Annotated in this window: 13 protein-coding genes; 4 read left to right on the top strand and 9 right to left on the bottom strand. The window is 62.2% G+C overall.

Annotation, left to right across the window (positions count from 1 at the left end; genetic code table 11):
* Nucleotides 1-19 precede the first annotated feature (19 nt).
* The 6 genes from JN280_RS24575 to JN280_RS24600 all read right to left on the bottom strand — a co-directional run bounded on the left by JN280_RS24575 (nucleotide 20) and on the right by JN280_RS24600 (nucleotide 8,196).
* Nucleotides 20-970 carry an ABC transporter permease gene (locus tag JN280_RS24575; protein WP_202306122.1) on the bottom strand — a complete coding sequence of 317 codons (951 nt, stop codon included), beginning with the start codon at nucleotides 968-970 and terminating at the stop codon, nucleotides 20-22.
* A gap of 76 nt (nucleotides 971-1,046) precedes the next feature.
* Nucleotides 1,047-2,714 (bottom strand): peptide ABC transporter substrate-binding protein, encoded by a 1,668-nt coding sequence (locus tag JN280_RS24580; RefSeq protein ID WP_202306124.1) that lies wholly within the window; start codon nucleotides 2,712-2,714, stop codon nucleotides 1,047-1,049.
* Between the two features lie 38 nt (nucleotides 2,715-2,752).
* Entirely contained in the window at nucleotides 2,753-4,417 is a 1,665-nt protein-coding gene (locus tag JN280_RS24585; RefSeq protein ID WP_202306126.1) for an ABC transporter ATP-binding protein, read from the bottom strand.
* Nucleotides 4,418-5,363: 946 nt separating this feature from the next.
* Complete coding sequence (locus JN280_RS24590) at nucleotides 5,364-6,128, bottom strand: ABC transporter ATP-binding protein (protein WP_202306128.1); 765 nt, start codon at nucleotides 6,126-6,128, stop codon at nucleotides 5,364-5,366.
* Complete coding sequence (locus JN280_RS24595; protein ID WP_446720741.1) at nucleotides 6,125-7,120, bottom strand: FecCD family ABC transporter permease; 996 nt, start codon at nucleotides 7,118-7,120, stop codon at nucleotides 6,125-6,127. The genes JN280_RS24590 and JN280_RS24595 overlap by 4 nt, the downstream gene beginning before the upstream one ends.
* A gap of 41 nt (nucleotides 7,121-7,161) precedes the next feature.
* A complete protein-coding gene (locus JN280_RS24600; RefSeq protein WP_446720714.1) occupies nucleotides 7,162-8,196 on the bottom strand; it encodes an ABC transporter substrate-binding protein in 1,035 nt (344 codons plus the stop codon).
* A gap of 275 nt (nucleotides 8,197-8,471) precedes the next feature.
* On the opposite strand from JN280_RS24600, the gene JN280_RS24605 reads away from it, so the two are divergent.
* From JN280_RS24605 to JN280_RS24620, 4 genes are all read left to right on the top strand, one after another.
* On the top strand, nucleotides 8,472-9,797 hold the full coding sequence (locus JN280_RS24605; protein WP_202315026.1) for an NAD(P)/FAD-dependent oxidoreductase: 1,326 nt from the start codon (nucleotides 8,472-8,474) through the stop codon (nucleotides 9,795-9,797).
* A 64-nt stretch (nucleotides 9,798-9,861) separates the two neighbouring features.
* Nucleotides 9,862-10,839, top strand: coding sequence for a DMT family transporter (locus JN280_RS24610; RefSeq protein ID WP_210387817.1), 978 nt, complete (start codon nucleotides 9,862-9,864; stop codon nucleotides 10,837-10,839).
* The gene (locus JN280_RS24615; RefSeq protein ID WP_202306131.1) at nucleotides 10,821-11,894 is read left to right on the top strand and encodes a tartrate dehydrogenase; all 1,074 of its coding nucleotides are present in this window, start codon (nucleotides 10,821-10,823) and stop codon (nucleotides 11,892-11,894) included. The genes JN280_RS24610 and JN280_RS24615 overlap by 19 nt, the downstream gene beginning before the upstream one ends.
* 8 nt (nucleotides 11,895-11,902) lie before the next feature.
* Nucleotides 11,903-12,391 (top strand): Lrp/AsnC family transcriptional regulator, encoded by a 489-nt coding sequence (locus JN280_RS24620; RefSeq protein ID WP_202306132.1) that lies wholly within the window; start codon nucleotides 11,903-11,905, stop codon nucleotides 12,389-12,391.
* Nucleotides 12,392-12,430: 39 nt separating this feature from the next.
* Here the strand turns inward: JN280_RS24620 and dapD are convergent, their stop codons facing one another.
* The 3 genes from dapD to JN280_RS24635 all read right to left on the bottom strand — a co-directional run bounded on the left by dapD (nucleotide 12,431) and on the right by JN280_RS24635 (nucleotide 16,801).
* The gene (dapD, locus tag JN280_RS24625) at nucleotides 12,431-13,438 is read right to left on the bottom strand and encodes a 2,3,4,5-tetrahydropyridine-2,6-dicarboxylate N-succinyltransferase (RefSeq protein ID WP_202306133.1); all 1,008 of its coding nucleotides are present in this window, start codon (nucleotides 13,436-13,438) and stop codon (nucleotides 12,431-12,433) included.
* Between the two features lie 101 nt (nucleotides 13,439-13,539).
* Complete coding sequence (locus JN280_RS24630) at nucleotides 13,540-14,916, bottom strand: aspartate aminotransferase family protein (protein WP_202306134.1); 1,377 nt, start codon at nucleotides 14,914-14,916, stop codon at nucleotides 13,540-13,542.
* A 409-nt stretch (nucleotides 14,917-15,325) separates the two neighbouring features.
* Entirely contained in the window at nucleotides 15,326-16,801 is a 1,476-nt protein-coding gene (locus JN280_RS24635) for an NAD-dependent succinate-semialdehyde dehydrogenase (RefSeq protein ID WP_202306136.1), read from the bottom strand.
* Between the last annotated feature and the right edge of the window lie 6 nt (nucleotides 16,802-16,807).

Consider the following 16,807-nt stretch of genomic DNA (forward strand, 5'->3'; position numbering starts at 1 on the left):
TCCTACTGTTGGCGGCGGGCTAAGCCAGACGGATGCGCGGATCGACCAATGCGACCACGATATCCGCGATGAGATTGCCGGCGATGGTGAGAATGGCCGAGAACATCAGCAGGCCCATTACGACCGGATAGTCGCTGTAGCCGAGGCTATCGAGGAACAGCCTTCCCATCCCCGGCCACGTAAAGACGGTTTCCGTGACCAGCGCCCCCGTCAAGATCGAAGGAAGCTGGACGCCGGCCAAAGTGATCATGGGCAAGAGCGCGTTGCCGACGACGTGCTTCAGGATGACCCGCCGTTCGCTCACGCCCTTGGCGCGGGCGGTCTTCACGAATTCCTGGCTCATCGCGTCAAGGGTGGAGGAACGCATGAAACGACTCCAGATTGCGATGTGCACAAGCGCCAGAACGATCGACGGCATGATGAGGTGGTGCAGGTAGTTCAGAACGGAGCCGTCGCCGATCGTGTACATGTTGCCCGCCGGGAGCCAGCCAAGCTCCAGGGAGAAGACGTAGATGCCGATCAGACCGAACCAGAAGGTCGGGATCGAAAGGGCAACCATCGCGCCAACGGTCGCCAGGTAGTCGAAGGCCGAGTAGCGGCGAGTCGCGCCGCGTATGCCGATCCAGGTTCCGACGGCGATCGCTATGGCGGTGGAGGATCCCATCAGCAGGAAGGTCGCCCAGATGTGCCTGCCGATGACTGTCGTTACCGGATTGCCGTCACGGAACGAAGTTCCCCAGTCCCCCTGCAGCAGCCGCCAGGCCCACTCCAGATACTGAACCCAAAAGGGTCGATTCAGGCCGAGCTGTTCGGCAAGCCGGTCCAAGTCTTCCTGCGTCATTCCCGGATCGAGGGCGTATTGCGACATCGGCCCGCCGGGAATGAGGTTGAGCACGAGAAACCCGATGATCGAAACGATCACCAGCAGCACGATGCTCTGCATGAAGCGGTTGAGCAGGAACGCGGCCATGGTTTCCTCCTTCCGGAACAGGCGGCAAAACGTTGCCGCCGCCCGGAGCAATCAGCCCCGGGCGGCCGACATTCGGTCAGGCCCAGTACCAGCCTGCGGCGTGCCAGGATTCGGTGCGGGTGTTTGCGTTGGCAACGAAACCTTCGATGCCCTTCTTGATTCCGTAGACCGTTGTGTTCGCGAACAACGGAAGGAATGGCAGATCGCGGCGGACGATCTCCTGCACCTTCAGGTAGATTTCGCGCCGCTTCTCCGGATCGAAGGTGCGGCTGCCTTCTTCAAGAAGCGCATCGACCTCGGGGTTGGAGTACTGCGCGTTGTTCGAGCCGTTGCCACCCTTGGCGACGATCGCCTTGCTGTGGAACCGATTGGTAACGTCGGGGTCGGAGCCGATCAGATAGGTGATGCCGACCATCGCGGTGTCGAACTGGGACTGCACCCAGAAATCTCCCCACATCACCGCGGGAGGCAGGTTCTCGATCAGCATCTCGACGCCGATCTCGGCATAGGTCTGCTGAATGAATTGCTGCGCCTGCTCACGCAGATGGGCGCCGGAGGTGGTGGAATTCTTGAAGGAAAGCCGCACTCCATCCTTGGCGCGGATGCCGTCGGCGCCGGGCACCCAGCCGGCATCGTCAAGGAGCTTGCGGGCGCGATCGAGGTTGAACTCATGCTTGGGCAGGTCCGCATTGAAGAAATAGGACTGCGTCGGCATGAATGTCTCGGTTTCGCGCGGCACCCCGTAGTTCAGGGCGTCGATGATCGCCCTGCGGTCGATCGCGGCATACAGGGCCTCGCGGACCGCGGGGTCCTTAAACTGCGGCCGGTCCTGATTGAGGTAGATGGACTCCACCGATGCCTTGGGGACGAGCGTAACGACGCGGTCGGGAAGGTTGCGGGCTTCCTCATAATTGTCTGGAGTGATGTAGGCCTGCCCGACGATGTCGATGTCGCCGCTGCGGAACTGCGTGTACAGCACCGTCATGTCGGGAATGTACTTGAAGATAAGCTGCTCGATGTAGGGGCCATCGCCGAAATAGTCAGGATTGGCGACCAGTTCGAGGCGGTCGCCGGCGATGCGCTGGCCCCATTTGAACGCACCGGTGCCGACCGGAGCCTGATTGAAGGCGGCGGTGTTGGGATCGGCCTCCTTCTCCAGGAGATGCTTCGGGACAATGAACGTCTCCGTCAGGAACGACAGATAGGGCGCGAAGGCCTCCTCCATCCGCCAGGTGATCTCGGTCGGCGAGACGACGGTAACGTCACGGACGAGCGAGTGTCCCGCGGTGCGCCAGGCCTTGAAATCCGGCTTGGTGATGAGTTCGAGCGTGAATTTCACGTCGTCGGCCGTGAAGGGCTTGCCGTCATGCCAGCGGACGTCGTCGCGCAGGCGCACGCGCCATGTCAGGCCGTCTTCCGAAATGCCGCCGTTCTTTTGGGTCGGCACTTCGACTGCAAGGTTGGGCTGGATGACGCCTTTCGGATCGATGCGGAACAGCGCGTCGAACATCGAGAAGTTCACGCCGTCATCGACCTCGATATGCACCATCAGTGGATTGAAGACGGTCGGTTCCTGCGAGAGACCGACGACGACGCGGCCGGTTGGGCTCGCCGGAGGGTTCTGGGCGAAGGCGGGCTTGCCCAGCAGATTTGGTGCGACAAGGCCCGCGGCCCCACCTATCGCCAGCAAGCGCAAAGCATCGCGCCGCGAGTAGTTTGCTTTGGTGTTTGAACGCTCGGTCATTGGAATTCCCCTTGTTCTGGCGGTATCCGCCGTGGCTCTTATCCGTTTGCTGCAACCGGGCGGGTAGCTCCAAGCTGCTCTCCAGGAATCGCCGCCACCAGCTCACGCGTGTAGGCTGATTGCGGGTCGAGGAAGATCTGCGAGGGTGGTCCGCGTTCAACGATCCGCCCTTTCTGCATCACCGCGATTTCGTCGCAGATCTGGCTGGCGACGCGCAGATCGTGGGTGATGAAGATCATCGATACGCCGGTCTCCCGCTGGATCTGGTCCAGCAGCTTCAGGATCTGCGCCTGGATCGACACGTCGAGCGCCGACACGGCCTCGTCGGCGATCAGCAACTTCGGCTTAAACATCAGCGCCCGGGCGATGCCTATGCGCTGGCGCTGCCCGCCGGAAAATTCGTGCGGATAGCGGTCGAAGGCGCCGGCATCGAGCCCAACATGCGCGAGCAGTTGCTTCGCCTCTTCACGTGCTCGTGCATAGGGCGTGCCGTGCGCGACCGGGCCTACAGTCAGGACGTGGCCGATAGTCGAACGCGGATTGAGCGAGGCGAAGGGGTCCTGGAAAATCATCTGAATCCGCGGGCGCAGTTGGCGGAACTCGGCTTCCGAGAGCTTTGCGATATCCTGCCCCTGAAACACTATTCCGCCGCCGTCGCTGTCCAGCAGCTTGATCAGAAGCCGGCCCAGCGACGATTTGCCGGAACCGCTCTCGCCAACGACGCCCAGCGTGCGCCCCGGCAACAGATCGAAAGAAACCTCTTTCACGGCAGGCACGATCCGCTGTGAGCCGAACAGCGCGCTGCCGCTGCGGTAGGTCTTCGCCAGCCCCTCGACCTTCAGGATGGGCTCCCTGTCGGCCACCTGCAGAGGCACGCGATCCTCACCGGTCAGGTGCGGCACAGCGGCGATAAGCCGCTTCGTATAGGGATGGCTGGGCGACTTGAGGACCTGTTGGGCGATGCCCTGCTCGACGATGTGGCCCTTCTCCATCACCACGACGCTGTCGGCGATTTCCGCCACCACCCCGAAGTCATGGGTGATGAACATGACGCTCATTCCCTTGCGGCGCTGAATGTCGCGGATCAGTTCCAGAATTTGTGCCTGGGTGGTCACGTCGAGCGCTGTCGTCGGCTCATCCGCGATCAGGATGGTGGGTTCGAGCGCCAGCGCCATGGCGATCATAACCCGCTGCCGTTGCCCTCCAGAAAGTCGGAACGGATATTGGTGGTACATGAGTTCCGGGTCAGGCAGCCCCACTTCGGTCAGCAGTTCGAGAGCGCGACTGCGGCGGGACTTCGGCGTGCCGACGCCATGCGCCGCCATGACCTCGTCGATCTGTGCTCCCACGGTCATCAGCGGATTGAGCGCCGAGAGCGGGTCCTGAAAGATCATCGACACGACGCGGCCGCGCAGGCTGCGCAGTTTGTCCGACGACATGCCGATGATGTTCATCCCATCCAGTTGGATGGCGCCCGAGGAGACGCGGATCACCCGAGGCAATAGCCCCATGATCGCATTGGCGGTGACAGACTTTCCCGATCCGGATTCGCCGATGATGCACAGGATCTGGCCGCGCATCAGATCGAAAGAGATGTTCTCGACCGCATGGGTCCGTTCCATGCCTTGCGGCAAGGTAACGGTCAGGTCGCGCACCGAAAGCGCCACATCGTGGGGGGCTACAGCCTGGATGCTTGCGACCATCGCGATCACCTCCCTTTTCAACGGAGTGGGTCCACCCTGGCTCGGACCGCATCATCGCCGTTTGAGCGGAAGCACGTCACCCAAGTGGCCATCGTCCGACCATTTCGGCGCTTGCTGCCGTGCGGCTGCGAAAGATGAATCCTATTCATCCTGGCGGCTCCCTTGCCGAGTTTCAGCCCGCAGAGCGGACACTGTTCCCATTTCTTGGAGAACTCTCCGAGGGACAAAGCCCGCCTATCGGAAGTCCTCTGGAGCTTACCCCGCCGTCAGGAAGGGTTGCTCCGTTCTTTCAGCCAGTCTGACTGTTCTGGTTCCGCAGAGTCGCTGAAAAATGGCCCTTGCGCGGCAGGAACTTCTAAAAAAAACTGCCAGATCGGCATTTCACTCTGCACCTGTTTCCAGCGCGGAAGCCCGGGATCAGACCGCCATGTCATTCATCCGGTTAGCACGCGCTGCCTGCATGGCAACGCCATCGAGCGGTTGGTATCAGCGCGCCCCATCGCAATGTCGGCCAGGGATAATCGGACAGAGGCCGACAGCTACGAGCCACGCTCCGAAAAAGTCATGCAGATGACGCGACAGCACGAAGTGTACTCCTGCTTGGGCGGGTGAGTGGGAGCTTTTTCGCGCAACAAATGCCCGTCCTATAGGTGGCTAACGGCAGGATGTTCTGTCCAGGCACAAACTTCGCAGCTCGCAGCTGGGGGTACCAACCCTGTCTCGGGAGGCAGAGGCGTCGTCATCGGCGGAGGCGTGGTCGGTGTCTTCACGCACGGCAATGCGGTTGCAGTGCTACCTATCTGGTACTGATTGTGCGGTGACCGCGATGCAGGTTTAGCGGTTGCAGCATGAAACAGTCCGACAGACAGGCTCCCTTCAAGGCTACGGGCGACGTGGCCAAAAAGGGGGGACCGTCTTGTTGCCCCGCGAAAAGCGCCGCCACCCGTCAACCGGCTTTGAAGCGGATATGCGGCCGGCCAGATTGCGTATAGGTGCAGATTTCTGCTTCTACCCGGAAGATGTCGCGCAGAAGGGTTTCGGTCAGCACCGCCTGGGGTAGTCCGCTGGCGACAACGGCTCCGGTATGCAACACGACAATCCGGTCGCAAAACATGGCGGCAAGGTTAAGGTCGTGGAGCGCGACAATGCTGGTCAGGCCGATATTCCGAACCATGCGCAGGATTTCGATCTGGTGGTGAATGTCGAGGTGGTTTGTCGGCTCGTCGAGAAACATGACGCTGGGCGATTGTGCGAGGGCGCGCGCGATATGGACGCGCTGACGTTCGCCGCCTGACAGGGTCTGCCAGGCCTGCGCGCGCCGGTCGACCATGTCGACGCGGGCCAATGCGGCGGACACTGCTGCCTCATCCGCCGCGGACCACCCCGACAGCGCGCTGCGATGCGGTGTTCGGCCCAGCCGCACGACCTCGCGAACGGAAAGGTTCGTATCGGTTGCGGCGTTCTGCTGGACGAAGGCGACCTGCCTGGCGAGGGCGCGGCGCGGCACATGGGCGATGTCCCGCCCGAGGATTTCTACCCGGCCCGATTGCGGCGCCTTCAGCCCGGCGAGTAGCCGTAGAAGCGAGGACTTTCCCGAGCCGTTCGGACCGATCAGGCCCAGCGTCTCGCCTTCGGCCAAGGCCAGCGACACATTGGCCACGATGGTCTTGCGCCGCACGCCCCAGACGAGATTCTGCGCGATCACGGTCATGGCTGCGGCCTTGCGCGATACAGGATTATGGCGAAGAAGGGCACGCCCACAAGCGCGGTCACCACGCCGATGGGGATCGTCTGCTGTTCGGCCACCACGCGCGAGGCTATATCGGCCAGCACCATGAACACTGCCCCCACCGCCGCGCAGGCAGGCAGTAGCCGCAGGTGCATCGGTCCGACGATGTAGCGGGTGGCATGGGGCACCACGAGGCCGACAAAGCCGATCGTGCCCACCATGCTGACGATGGTGGCGGTTACCATCGCGGTGACGCCGAACAGGATCAGCCGGACCCGCGCGACGGGCACGCCGAGGGCGGCGGCATCCTCGTCGCCAAAGGTGAAGGCATCGAGCGACCGCGCCATCAGGAGGCAGATCGCAAGTCCGACGAACACAACCACGATCAGAAGCTGGAAGTCCGGCCAGCGCACGCCACCGAAGCTGCCCAGCAGCCAGAACATCACGTCCCGTGCCTGCTGGGCGTTGCCCGATGTGGTGACGATGTAGGAGGTGATCGCGTTGAACAGCTGCGAGGCGGCGACACCGGCCAGGATCGTGTGGTTGGGTCCGCTCGTCGCCCCGTTCGACAGGATCGCCACCAGGGCAAAGGCCCCGAAGGCTCCCGCAAAGGCGCCCATCGACAGCGACAGGCTGCCCGCCCCGATGCCCAGCACGATCACCGCCACTGCCCCGGTCGAGGCCCCGGCGGAGATGCCCAGAACAAAAGGCTCGGCCAGCGCATTGCGCAACAGAGCCTGGAGGATCGCGCCGCTGATGGCCAGTCCCGCCCCAGCCAGCGCCGCGACAAGGGCGCGGCTCAGCCGCAGGTCCCAGACGACGCTCTGCTCGATGGGTGGAATATCCGCAGCCGTCAGCCCCAACCCGTTGGTCACGGCCAGGAACACCGTCCCAAGACCGATCCGATAATCGCCGATGGCCGCCGCGAGGGCGACAGCGAAGGCGAGTACGATCAGGGCAAGGCCGAGGACCAGGGCGAGCCAGCCTGCCCCGGCCTTATTTTCGTCCGCGATAGTCACTTCAGATCAAACGCCTTGATCTGTTCGGCCAACAGCTCAGCGCCATAAAGCGTGTGGACCGAGGGGTTCATCGCGGCCCCGGTGATCATGGCGATCCGGCCTGCCTTGACCGCTTCCATCTGGCTGACGGCTGGATCGGTGGTGAGGAAAGCGATCTTGTTTGCCGACTCGTCCAGACCCCAACGCTTGCGATCCACCTGCGCGGCGACGATCACCGTGGGATTGGTGGCCATGATGCCTTCCCATCCCAGCGCCGGCCACTCCGCCTCGGTTTTCAAGGCGTTCGAGCCGCCAAGGAGATCGGCAATGTAGGCCGAGGGGCCATTGCCACCGGTCAGATAGGCGTCGTCAGACGGCGATGGCGAAGAGAACCAGAACAGGAAGGTCAGGTCCTCGTTCTTGGCGAACTCCGCGCGCAGTTTGGCCTCGCGCTTCTTGAAATCCGCGATCCGCGCCTGCCCACGATCCTGCACGTCGTAGATCTTCGCGAGATCCTCGATCTCCTGGTAGAGCAGGTCCAGGTTCCACAACTGCTTGCGCAGGCCATAGACGCTGGTCGACTTGCTGTTATTGGCATTTTCGGTATCGGTCACAACGGAGCACGCGGTCGGCGACAGATAGGTCGGGATCCCCAGCTTTTCGAAATCCTCGCGCTTGGCGATCTTGCTGTCCGGGCCCAACAGCGTCACCAGCATTGCCGGGATGAAGTCGGGCTTCTTCGCCAGAATCGCTTCCAGCGTGGGAAACTCGACCGTCAGGACCTCGACCTTGTCGTAGGCCGGCTCGAATCCCGGAAGAACCCGGTTCGGCCAGAAGGCGGTCCCGACCATCTTGTCCTCCAGCCCCAACATGAACAGGATCTCGGCGCTGTTGTGGCCAAGCGCAACTGCGCGTTCGGGCGCCTTGGTGAAAGTGACGTGCTGGCCGCAGTTCTCGATCGTCAGGGGGTAGGTCGTCGCCTCAGCCAGTGCGGCCGAGCAAGAGAGGACGGCGGCAACGCCGGTCGCGGCGAAGGCGGTTCTGGTCAACATGGGAGGCTTCCATTTGTAGAGTAAGAAAGTCAGGTTTCCCTAGCCGAGCACCGGAGGGACTTCAAGAGAGTCTCAGTCAACAACTTTCTCTCATCGAGAGGCGTGTGGGCGGTCCCGCAGCCGCCGCCTGGCTGGGGGTAATGGCCGGGCTTTTCGCGCAACAATTGCCCGTCCTATAGGCGTCCAACGGCAGGATATTCTGTCCAAGCACAAACTCCGCAGCCTGCTTCTGGGGGTAGCAGACTAGGATGGTTCAAAATACCGGAGCTCAGTCCATGCCCGCGCCGCTCATGCACATCGAGTCCAGCCCATCCCTGCCTCGCGAGGCAGACGTCGTCGTCATCGGCGGCGGCGTGGTGGGCGTGTTTACGGCGTATTATCTCGCGCGCCGCGGCGTCAGCGTAGCCCTGCTGGAGAAGGGACGCGTGGCCGCCGAGCAGTCCAGCCGCAATTGGGGTTGGTGCCGCCAGCAAAACCGCGACGCGCGCGAACTATCCATGGCGACGAAGAGCCTCGATCTCTGGGAGAAGGTGGCGCAGGAGACAGGTGAGGACACGGGTTTTCGCCGCTGCGGACTCTTTTATCTCTCGCAGGATGAGAGCGAGCTGGCCGGCTGGGCGAAGTGGCGCGACTTCGCGAAGACGGTCGGCGTCACCACGCACATGTTAACTGCGGAGGAAGCGACCGAACGGGGCAAGGCGACCGGGCGCCCGTGGAAAGGCGGAGTGCTCTCGCCTACCGACGGAACCGCCGACACTTCGCGGGCAGTGCCCGTCGCCGCACGCGGAATCATGGCCGCCGGCGGCAGCGTGCACCAGCAATGCGCCGCGCGGACCATTGAGCTTAGTGCAGGCCGGGTCAGCGGTGTGGTGACTGAAGCGGGGACAATCCGCACCAAGGCCGTCGTCATGGCCGGCGGCGCATGGGCTTCCTCCTTCTGCCACCAGCTCGGCATTCGCTTCCCGCAAGCTTCCGTGCGCTCTTCGATACTGGCAACCGCACCCGGAGTGGAGTGTTTGCCCGCCGCCCTCTATACCTCCGGGATCGCGTTTACGCGCCGCGGCAACGGCGGATACACGCTGGCGATCAGCGGGCGGGCGCGCGTCGACCCGACACCGCAACAGTTGCGGTTTTCACAAGAATTCGTGCCCATGTTTGCCCGCCGCTGGCGCAGTTTGAAACCCGGCGGCCTTGAGGGCTGGCGGCAGGGTCATGAAACGCTTGCCCAGTGGGGGCCTGAACAGGTGACACCCATGGAACGGACCCGGATACTCGATCCGCGGCCGGACTTGCGTCAGATCAATCTCACCTATCGGCGCGCCTGCGAGCTGATCCCCGAGTTTCGACGCGTTACCATCGCCGATGCATGGGCCGGCTACATCGACAGCACGCCCGACGGCATCCCGGTCATCGGTGAGGTCGAAGGCGTTCCAGGCTTCATATTGGCCGCCGGCTTCAGCGGTCATGGCTTCGGGATCGGTCCAGGCGCCGGGCACTTGATTGCCGACATCATCACAGGCTGCGAACCGATCGTCGATCCGCGTCCGTACCGGCCAGAGCGCCTGAAGACCGCTGCATGGGGCAAGGTCGCCGAATTTTGACAAGAGTGAGTTGGTGCCACGGCGCGCAACTGATGGTGATTGGCGCCAACGCGGGAGAATAATGTTGTCGTCATTATCGGGTGACGAGATTGCAAATAGAGGAGCTTCCCAAGCCGGCCGCAAGGTCGGGCCAAGTCTTGTTGCGTTGGCAGCGATGCTTTGGGGGACGGCTGGCATCGCGTCCAAGATGCTCTACGGCATCGACGATGTTCCGCCACTCGTTGTCGGGTTCCTCCGCCTCGCCTTGGCCGTTCCTCCTCTCGTGGTCTGGTGCTGGTTGAGGCTCGGTGTAGCGACTTTCCATTTTCCCGGCCGTGATCTTCTCCTCGTCCTTGCTCTTGGAGGCTCGATAGCGGTCTACCAAGTGTTCTTCTTCGCCGCAGTACCTGAAATCGGTGCTGCTCTGGCAGCCCTGATCACGATTTGCTCGGGTCCGCTACTGGTCGGCCTGGGGGCAGTATCTCTTCTCGGCGAGACTGTCACCCGTCGCCTTGGAGTGGCACTAAGCCTCGGTTTGATCGGAGCAGGTCTGCTTGTCGGTTTGCCTTCCGACGAAGGCAACATGACCGGCATGCTCTACGCGGCCATCGCGGCCTTGGCCTATGCCGCATTCGTCCTGGTCAGCCGGAGTCTGGCGAAACACGATCCGGGCAAAATCATTGTCGTGGGGTTCGGAAGCGGCGCCATCATCGTTGCGCCATTTGCATTCGCTTCCGGCGCCGATGCCTTCGCTTGGTCGGCATCGGGATGGGCTATCCTCCTCTATATCGGGTTCGTGCCGACTGCCCTCGCCTACCTGTTCTATTTTCGAGGAATACGCAGCACGCCGGCGACGTCCGCTAGTGTTCTTGCCCTTGTCGAGCCTCTGGCAGCGACTACGCTCGCCGTTGCGATCTTTGGCGAAACGCTGAGTCTTGCCGCGATAATCGGCGCCGCCTTCCTCGTGACAGCGATGGTGATTCTTCTCCGTCGCGGATCGCCCTCACGTAGCGTGCCTACTTCAGAGACCACGGAGTCGTCTTTATGCGCGAATACAACATAGCCGCCATCCCAGCCGATGGGATCGGCACGGAAGTCATAGCTGCCGGCCTCCAGGTACTCGAGGCACTCGAGCAACGCTGCGGCGACTTCAAGCTTCGCGTCGAGCACTTCGACTGGGGCTCGGACTACTACAAGACCCGCGGCCGCATGATGCCCGAAGACGGGGTGGCGCAACTGAAAAGTTTTGATGCGATTTTCTTCGGCGCCGTCGGCGCTCCGGATGTGCCCGACGACATCACGCTCTGGGGTTTGAGGCTGCCGATCTGCCAGGGCTTCGACCAATACGCGAATGTGCGGCCGACCAGGATCCTGCCTGGGATTTCCTCGCCGCTCGCCGGCGTCGGCCCCGGCGATCTGGATTGGGTGATCGTACGCGAGAATTCCGAGGGGGAATACTCCGGCCACGGCGGGCGAGCTCACCGGGGCCTACCTGAGGAGGTCGGGACCGAGGTCGCAATCTTCACCCGCGCCGGTGTCACGCGCATCATGCGCTACGCGTTCCGGCTCGCCCAGTTGCGGCCGCGAAAGCTCTTGACCGTCGTCACCAAATCGAACGCCCAACGACACGGCATGGTAATGTGGGACGAAATCGCCGCCGAGGTGGCGCGGGAGTTCCCCGATGTCGCGTGGGACAAGATGTTGGTTGATGCTATGACAGTGCGCATGGCACTTAAGCCGCAGAGCCTCGATACTATCGTCGCTACCAATCTCCACGCGGATATTCTGTCCGACCTTGCCGGCGCCCTTGCGGGCAGCCTCGGCGTGGCGCCGACAGCCAATATTGATCCCGAGCGGCGTTATCCCTCGATGTTCGAGCCCATCCATGGCTCTGCATTCGATATTGCCGGCACTGCGATTGCCAATCCTATCGCCACATTCTGGACCGCCGCCCAGATGCTAGAGCACCTGGGCGAGGATGAAGCAGCCGCCCGATTGATGCGGGCCGTGGAAGCCGTGACGGCCGAAGGAGTGCTGACGCCGGACGTGGGCGGCGATGCCACCACGCAGGAGGTGACCGATGCTGTGTGCCGGGCGATCCACGGCTCGAACGTTTGAGGTCTCCGATGAAGCTCGACAATATCGATATTAAGATCCTGGCGGAATTGCAGAAGAACGGTCGCATATCCAACGTAGAACTCGCCGACCTGGTGCATCTATCACCAAGCCCTTGTCTGATGCGGGTCAAGAAGCTTCAGGCCGAAGGCTTCATCACTGGCTACTCCGCCCAGATCGATGTCTCGAAGCTTGGGCAAACCCTGACAGTTTTCACCGAGATCACGCTCAGGAACCATCGCCAGAACGACTTCGCGCGGTTTCTCACGACGGTCGAGAAGATCGATTCCGTCATCGAATGCCATCTGGTCTCCGGCGGCTACGATTATCTCGTCAAGTTCATCACGGCGGGAATAACCGAGTATCAGACAATCATGGAACGCTTGCTCGAAATGGATATCGGGATCGACAAGTACTTCAGCTTTGTCGTTCTGAAGTCGCCCATCGTGAAGTCTCACCTTCCGCTCGACGCCATATTCGACCAAAGAGGAAGCGGCTGATCGCTCTTGATGCGATAGCTTCGGTAGGCCTCGGCTGAGCTAGCTGGCATGTAGCGCGGGGTTTAGACTTCCCCAGGACCTGTTGCGTGGAATCGCCTCTACTGCGCCGCTCTGGGAATGGCGCCGGAAGAGAATGTTTGGCTTACCGGATAGCGCGACGGCTTTTACGACTTCCCCCGAAACCTGCCGAACGAGAGTGCCTGCCGTCACGTAGCAACCGGCCTCAACCACGCAGTCGTCACCAAGCGCGATACCTGTGCCGGAATTGGCTCCGAGCAAGCAGCGCTTCCCAATAGACACGACCTGCTTGCCGCCACCGGAAAGTGTGCCCATGATCGACGCCCCGCCGCCGATATCCGTGCCATCGCCGACTACAACGCCCGCGCTGATCCGTCCCTCCACCATTGAAGAACCGAGAGTTCCAGCATTGAAGTTGCAGAAACCCTCATGAAGTACAGTTGTTCCTCGCCCCAGATAGGCACCTAGTCGAACACGGCTCGCATCGGCGATCCGGACGCCCTCCGGCACGACGTAGTCAGTCATGCGTGGCAATTTGTCGATACTACGCACCTCCAAAGTGGCGGAGGATGAGCGAGTTGCCCAGCGCAGTTCTTCAATTTGCTCAGGCAGGCATGGTCCAAAGGATGTCCATGCAACATTTGCCAGCAAGCCAAATATCCCCTCCAGATTGGCTCCATGGGGCCGGATCAGACGATGACTTAGCAGATGAAGGCGCAGATAGACATCATGGGGATCACGTGGAGGTTGAGCCAAATCCTCAATGACAGTCTTGACCGGGATCACAGAGACCGCACGGCGCGGATCGGAAAGAAAACAACCCGCCGCACTCGAGCCGAACGCGACGTTGGCCTGTTCAGCCGTCAAAACGAGTGACGTCGATGGACCAGATGGCTTGCCAAGTCGGGGTTTCGGGAACCAGGTGTCGAGGACCATGCCATTATCCGCAACTGTAGCCAGACCGTACCCGTCGGCGCTCGTCACTTCTAAACTGGCCACTCTCGCGTCACCTGGATATCTACGCCCCATCGCGGGCTACATTCGAGTTTAGCAGTGCGGTCGATGCATTTCACCTGCCGCCGACGTATTACCGAAGCCACAAGATCTACTCTAGCGGCACATGCAGCATTTCACCCTTTCATCGCCGCCCGCACGTCCTTGTCTTCAAGCGTCTGATCGAGCGTCAAACGGGTGCGTTCGATAATTCCATCAATCTCTTCGTCAGTGCAGCAGAGCGGCGGGGCGTAGCCCAGGACGCCATTGCCGAAAGCGCGGATCACGAGGCCGTTCTGCCATGCGCGGTCAAAGTTGCGGCGCGCGGGATCGGCTTCCGGAGGCAAGGGCGTCTTGCGCTCCTTGTCGGTCACCAGTTCGACCGCTGCCAGCATGCCGCGACCACGTACGTCGCCGACCAGCGGGTGATTGGCAAGCGAGCGCAGGCCTTCCATAAGGCGCTTTCCGGCCTTTCGCCCGTTCTCCAGCAGGCCCTCCTCGTAGAGGCGCAGGCATTCGAGTGCGACCGCTGCGCTCACGGGATGGGCGGAATAGGTGTAACCATGGCCGACCAGCGCCCTGCCGGCACCATCCGCGATCGTGTTGTAAACGTGATCGGACATGAAAACGGCGCCCATCGGCGCATAGCCCGAGGTCAGGCCCTTCGCCGTGGTCATGAGGTCGGGGACGACGTCGTCCTCTTCACACGCGAAGAGCGGACCAGTCCGCCCGAAGCCGGTGATGACCTCGTCGACAACGAAAAGGACGTCGTTCTCCTTGCAGACGGCGCGCATGGCCTTCAACCAGCCCGCCGGCGGAACGAGCACACCGCCCGATCCCTGGATCGGCTCCACATAGAATGCGGCGACGCGGTCGACGCCGATTTCAGAGATCCTGGCCCGCAGGGCGGCGACCGACGCATCGATGATCGCCTGCGGATCGGGACCGACTGGATTGCGATATGGATAGTGGGACGGAATCTTGTGCTGCCAGTCGTAAGGGACGCCGAAGCCGGCGTGAAAGACTGGAAGCGCGGTCAGGCCGGATCCTGCCGTCGACGATCCATGGTAGCCGTATTCGACCGAAATGAACTGGTCTTTCCACGGCGTTCCCATGGCATGATGGTAGTAGCGGATGAACCGGATGGTGCTGTCGACCGCATCGGAGCCGCCGAGCGTGAAGTAGATATGATTGAGATCGCCCGGCGCCAGCTCGGCAAGCCTCGCGGCGAGGCGAATGGCCGGCTCTGATCCCAGCCCGAAATAGCCAGTCGCGTAGGGCAGCTCGCGCAACTGCTTTAATGCCGCCTCGACGATGCTCTCCTGTCCGTAGCCGGCGTTTACGCACCACAGGCCAGCAAACCCGTCGAGCAGGCTGTGCCCCGTCGCGTCGGTCAGCGTCACGCCCGTGGCCGACTTCAGCACTCGCACGCCCATTGCCTCATGGCTGCGATAGGACGCCACCGGGTGAACCAGGTGCGCGCGATCGAGTTCGATCAGCGAATTCGCAAGCATTTCTTCCTCCAAATCAACCGAGTGCCTGACTGACGAGCGCGTAGGTCCGGCGAGGCGCAGCGCCCTTGTCTTTCCGGCCATCCGCGACGTGCCGCTTCGGCCATGCTGTAATTTCCGCCCCGTGTGCTCAGGTGCCTACGTTAGGCCATCAAGGACAGCAGTTCCTCCCGACTGGGGGCCTTTCTCCGTCCGTTTTCGCTATCCTTCGCCGATTGCGCCGCATCTTCTGCCGCAGCAGGACGACCGGCCGCCACGTTGCAAGCGCTCGCGTCAGAGACGAGTGAAAGACCGGCGCAACGCTCTGCTAAACACGCTATGCAATGAGGTTAGCTCCGTGGTCGGGGGCGGTTCGAAAACGGCCACGTTTTCGCTCCAGGATCGCCCTTGCGCCTTCAGACGTTGGCTTGAGCTAGTTCAGACCGCCGACGTGCAGTGTCTTGGCTTCGAGATACTCCTCGATCCCGAGTTGCGAGCCCTCGCGCCCCAGGCCTGACTGCTTTACCCCCCCGAAAGGTGCGACTTCGGTCGAGATCAGGCCCGTGTTGAGACCAATCATGCCGAACTCCAGCGCTTCCGCGACGCGCCACGACCGCTTGAGATTCTCGGTGAAGAAATAGGCGGAAAGACCGAACGGCGTGCCGTTGGCGATCGCGATCGCTTCCTCTTCTGTCTCGAAACGGAAGAGCGGTGCCACGGGACCGAAGGTCTCTTCGGACGCCAGAAGCATCTCGGTCGTCGCCTCGCCCAGAACGACGGGCCGCGCATATTGCGAGCCCTCGGCAACCGCCTCGCTCCGGGCGATGATCCGCGCGCCCTTGTCCAACGCGTCGGCAACGTGACGTTCGATTTTCTCGATTGCGGCGCGGTTGATCATCGGTCCGACCTCCACGCCGGCCTCCGTTCCGCGGCCAACCTTCATCGTGGTGACCCTGTCGGCGAGCTTTGCGGCAAACGCGTCATAGATGCCCGACTGCACAAGAATGCGGTTGGCGCAGACGCAGGTCTGGCCGCCATTGCGGAACTTCGACGCGATTGCGGCGTCCACCGCCACGTCGAGATCGGCGTCATCGAAGACGATGAACGGGGCATTGCCGCCGAGTTCAAGGCTGAGCCGCTTGATGCTGTCGGCAGCGCCCTTCATCAGCAGCGCGCCAACCCGGGTCGAGCCGGTAAACGAGATCTTGCGCACCGTCTCATTGGCCATCAGTTCGTTGCCGATCTCGGTCGGCATGCCGGTGACGATGTTGATCACACCTGCCGGGATGCCGGCCCGTTCGGCCAGAACGCCGAGCGCCAGCGCCGAGAAGGGCGTGAACTCCGACGGCTTGATGACGACTGTGCAGCCGGCCGCCAGAGCGGGCGCCACCTTGCGCGTAATCATCGCGTTCGGGAAGTTCCACGGCGTGATGATGGCGCAGACCCCGACCGCCTCCTTCAACACCAGAATGCGGCGATCGGCCGTGGGCGACGGAATGGTCGATCCGCCGATCCGCCGTGCTTCCTCGGCGAACCATTTGACAAATGACGCGCCATAACGGATCTCGGCGCGCGCTTCACCCAGAGGCTTGCCTTGTTCCAACGTCAGGAGAAGCGCGAGATCCTCTTCGTTCTCCAGCATCAGGTCGTGCCAGCGTTCGAGAAGTGCGGCACGTTCCGCGTGGGTGCGCACCTTCCAGCCCTTGAACGCCTCGGCGGCCGCGTCGATGGCAGCACGGGTCTCGTCCCGGCCCATGTCGGGGATCGTGCCCAGCACTTCAAGACTGGCAGGATCGATCACGTCGACCGCCGCCTTGCTGTGAGCATGTTGCCAGACGTCGCCTATCAATGCGCGCTGGCGGAACAGGTCCGCATCCTTCAGGACGCCAATGTTCGTCATCGCATTCATGGTCTT

The organism is Mesorhizobium sp. L-8-10, assembly GCF_016756635.1.
Classification (GTDB): domain Bacteria; phylum Pseudomonadota; class Alphaproteobacteria; order Rhizobiales; family Rhizobiaceae.

What these genes read in the sequence shown, in the direction of transcription:
- JN280_RS24575 (WP_202306122.1), bottom strand. Translation starts at nt 970, where the DNA reads ATGGCCGCGTTCCTGCTCAACCGCTTCATGCAGAGCATCGTGCTGCTG.
- JN280_RS24580 (WP_202306124.1), bottom strand. Translation starts at nt 2,714, where the DNA reads ATGACCGAGCGTTCAAACACCAAAGCAAACTACTCGCGGCGCGATGCT.
- JN280_RS24585 (WP_202306126.1), bottom strand. Translation starts at nt 4,417, where the DNA reads ATGGTCGCAAGCATCCAGGCTGTAGCCCCCCACGATGTGGCGCTTTCG.
- JN280_RS24590 (WP_202306128.1), bottom strand. Translation starts at nt 6,128, where the DNA reads ATGACCGTGATCGCGCAGAATCTCGTCTGGGGCGTGCGGCGCAAGACC.
- JN280_RS24600 (WP_446720714.1), bottom strand. Translation starts at nt 8,196, where the DNA reads ATGTTGACCAGAACCGCCTTCGCCGCGACCGGCGTTGCCGCCGTCCTC.
- JN280_RS24605 (WP_202315026.1), top strand. Translation starts at nt 8,472, where the DNA reads ATGCCCGCGCCGCTCATGCACATCGAGTCCAGCCCATCCCTGCCTCGC.
- JN280_RS24615 (WP_202306131.1), top strand. Translation starts at nt 10,821, where the DNA reads ATGCGCGAATACAACATAGCCGCCATCCCAGCCGATGGGATCGGCACG.
- JN280_RS24620 (WP_202306132.1), top strand. Translation starts at nt 11,903, where the DNA reads ATGAAGCTCGACAATATCGATATTAAGATCCTGGCGGAATTGCAGAAG.
- dapD (WP_202306133.1), bottom strand. Translation starts at nt 13,438, where the DNA reads ATGGGGCGTAGATATCCAGGTGACGCGAGAGTGGCCAGTTTAGAAGTG.
- JN280_RS24630 (WP_202306134.1), bottom strand. Translation starts at nt 14,916, where the DNA reads ATGCTTGCGAATTCGCTGATCGAACTCGATCGCGCGCACCTGGTTCAC.
- JN280_RS24635 (WP_202306136.1), bottom strand. Translation starts at nt 16,801, where the DNA reads ATGAATGCGATGACGAACATTGGCGTCCTGAAGGATGCGGACCTGTTC.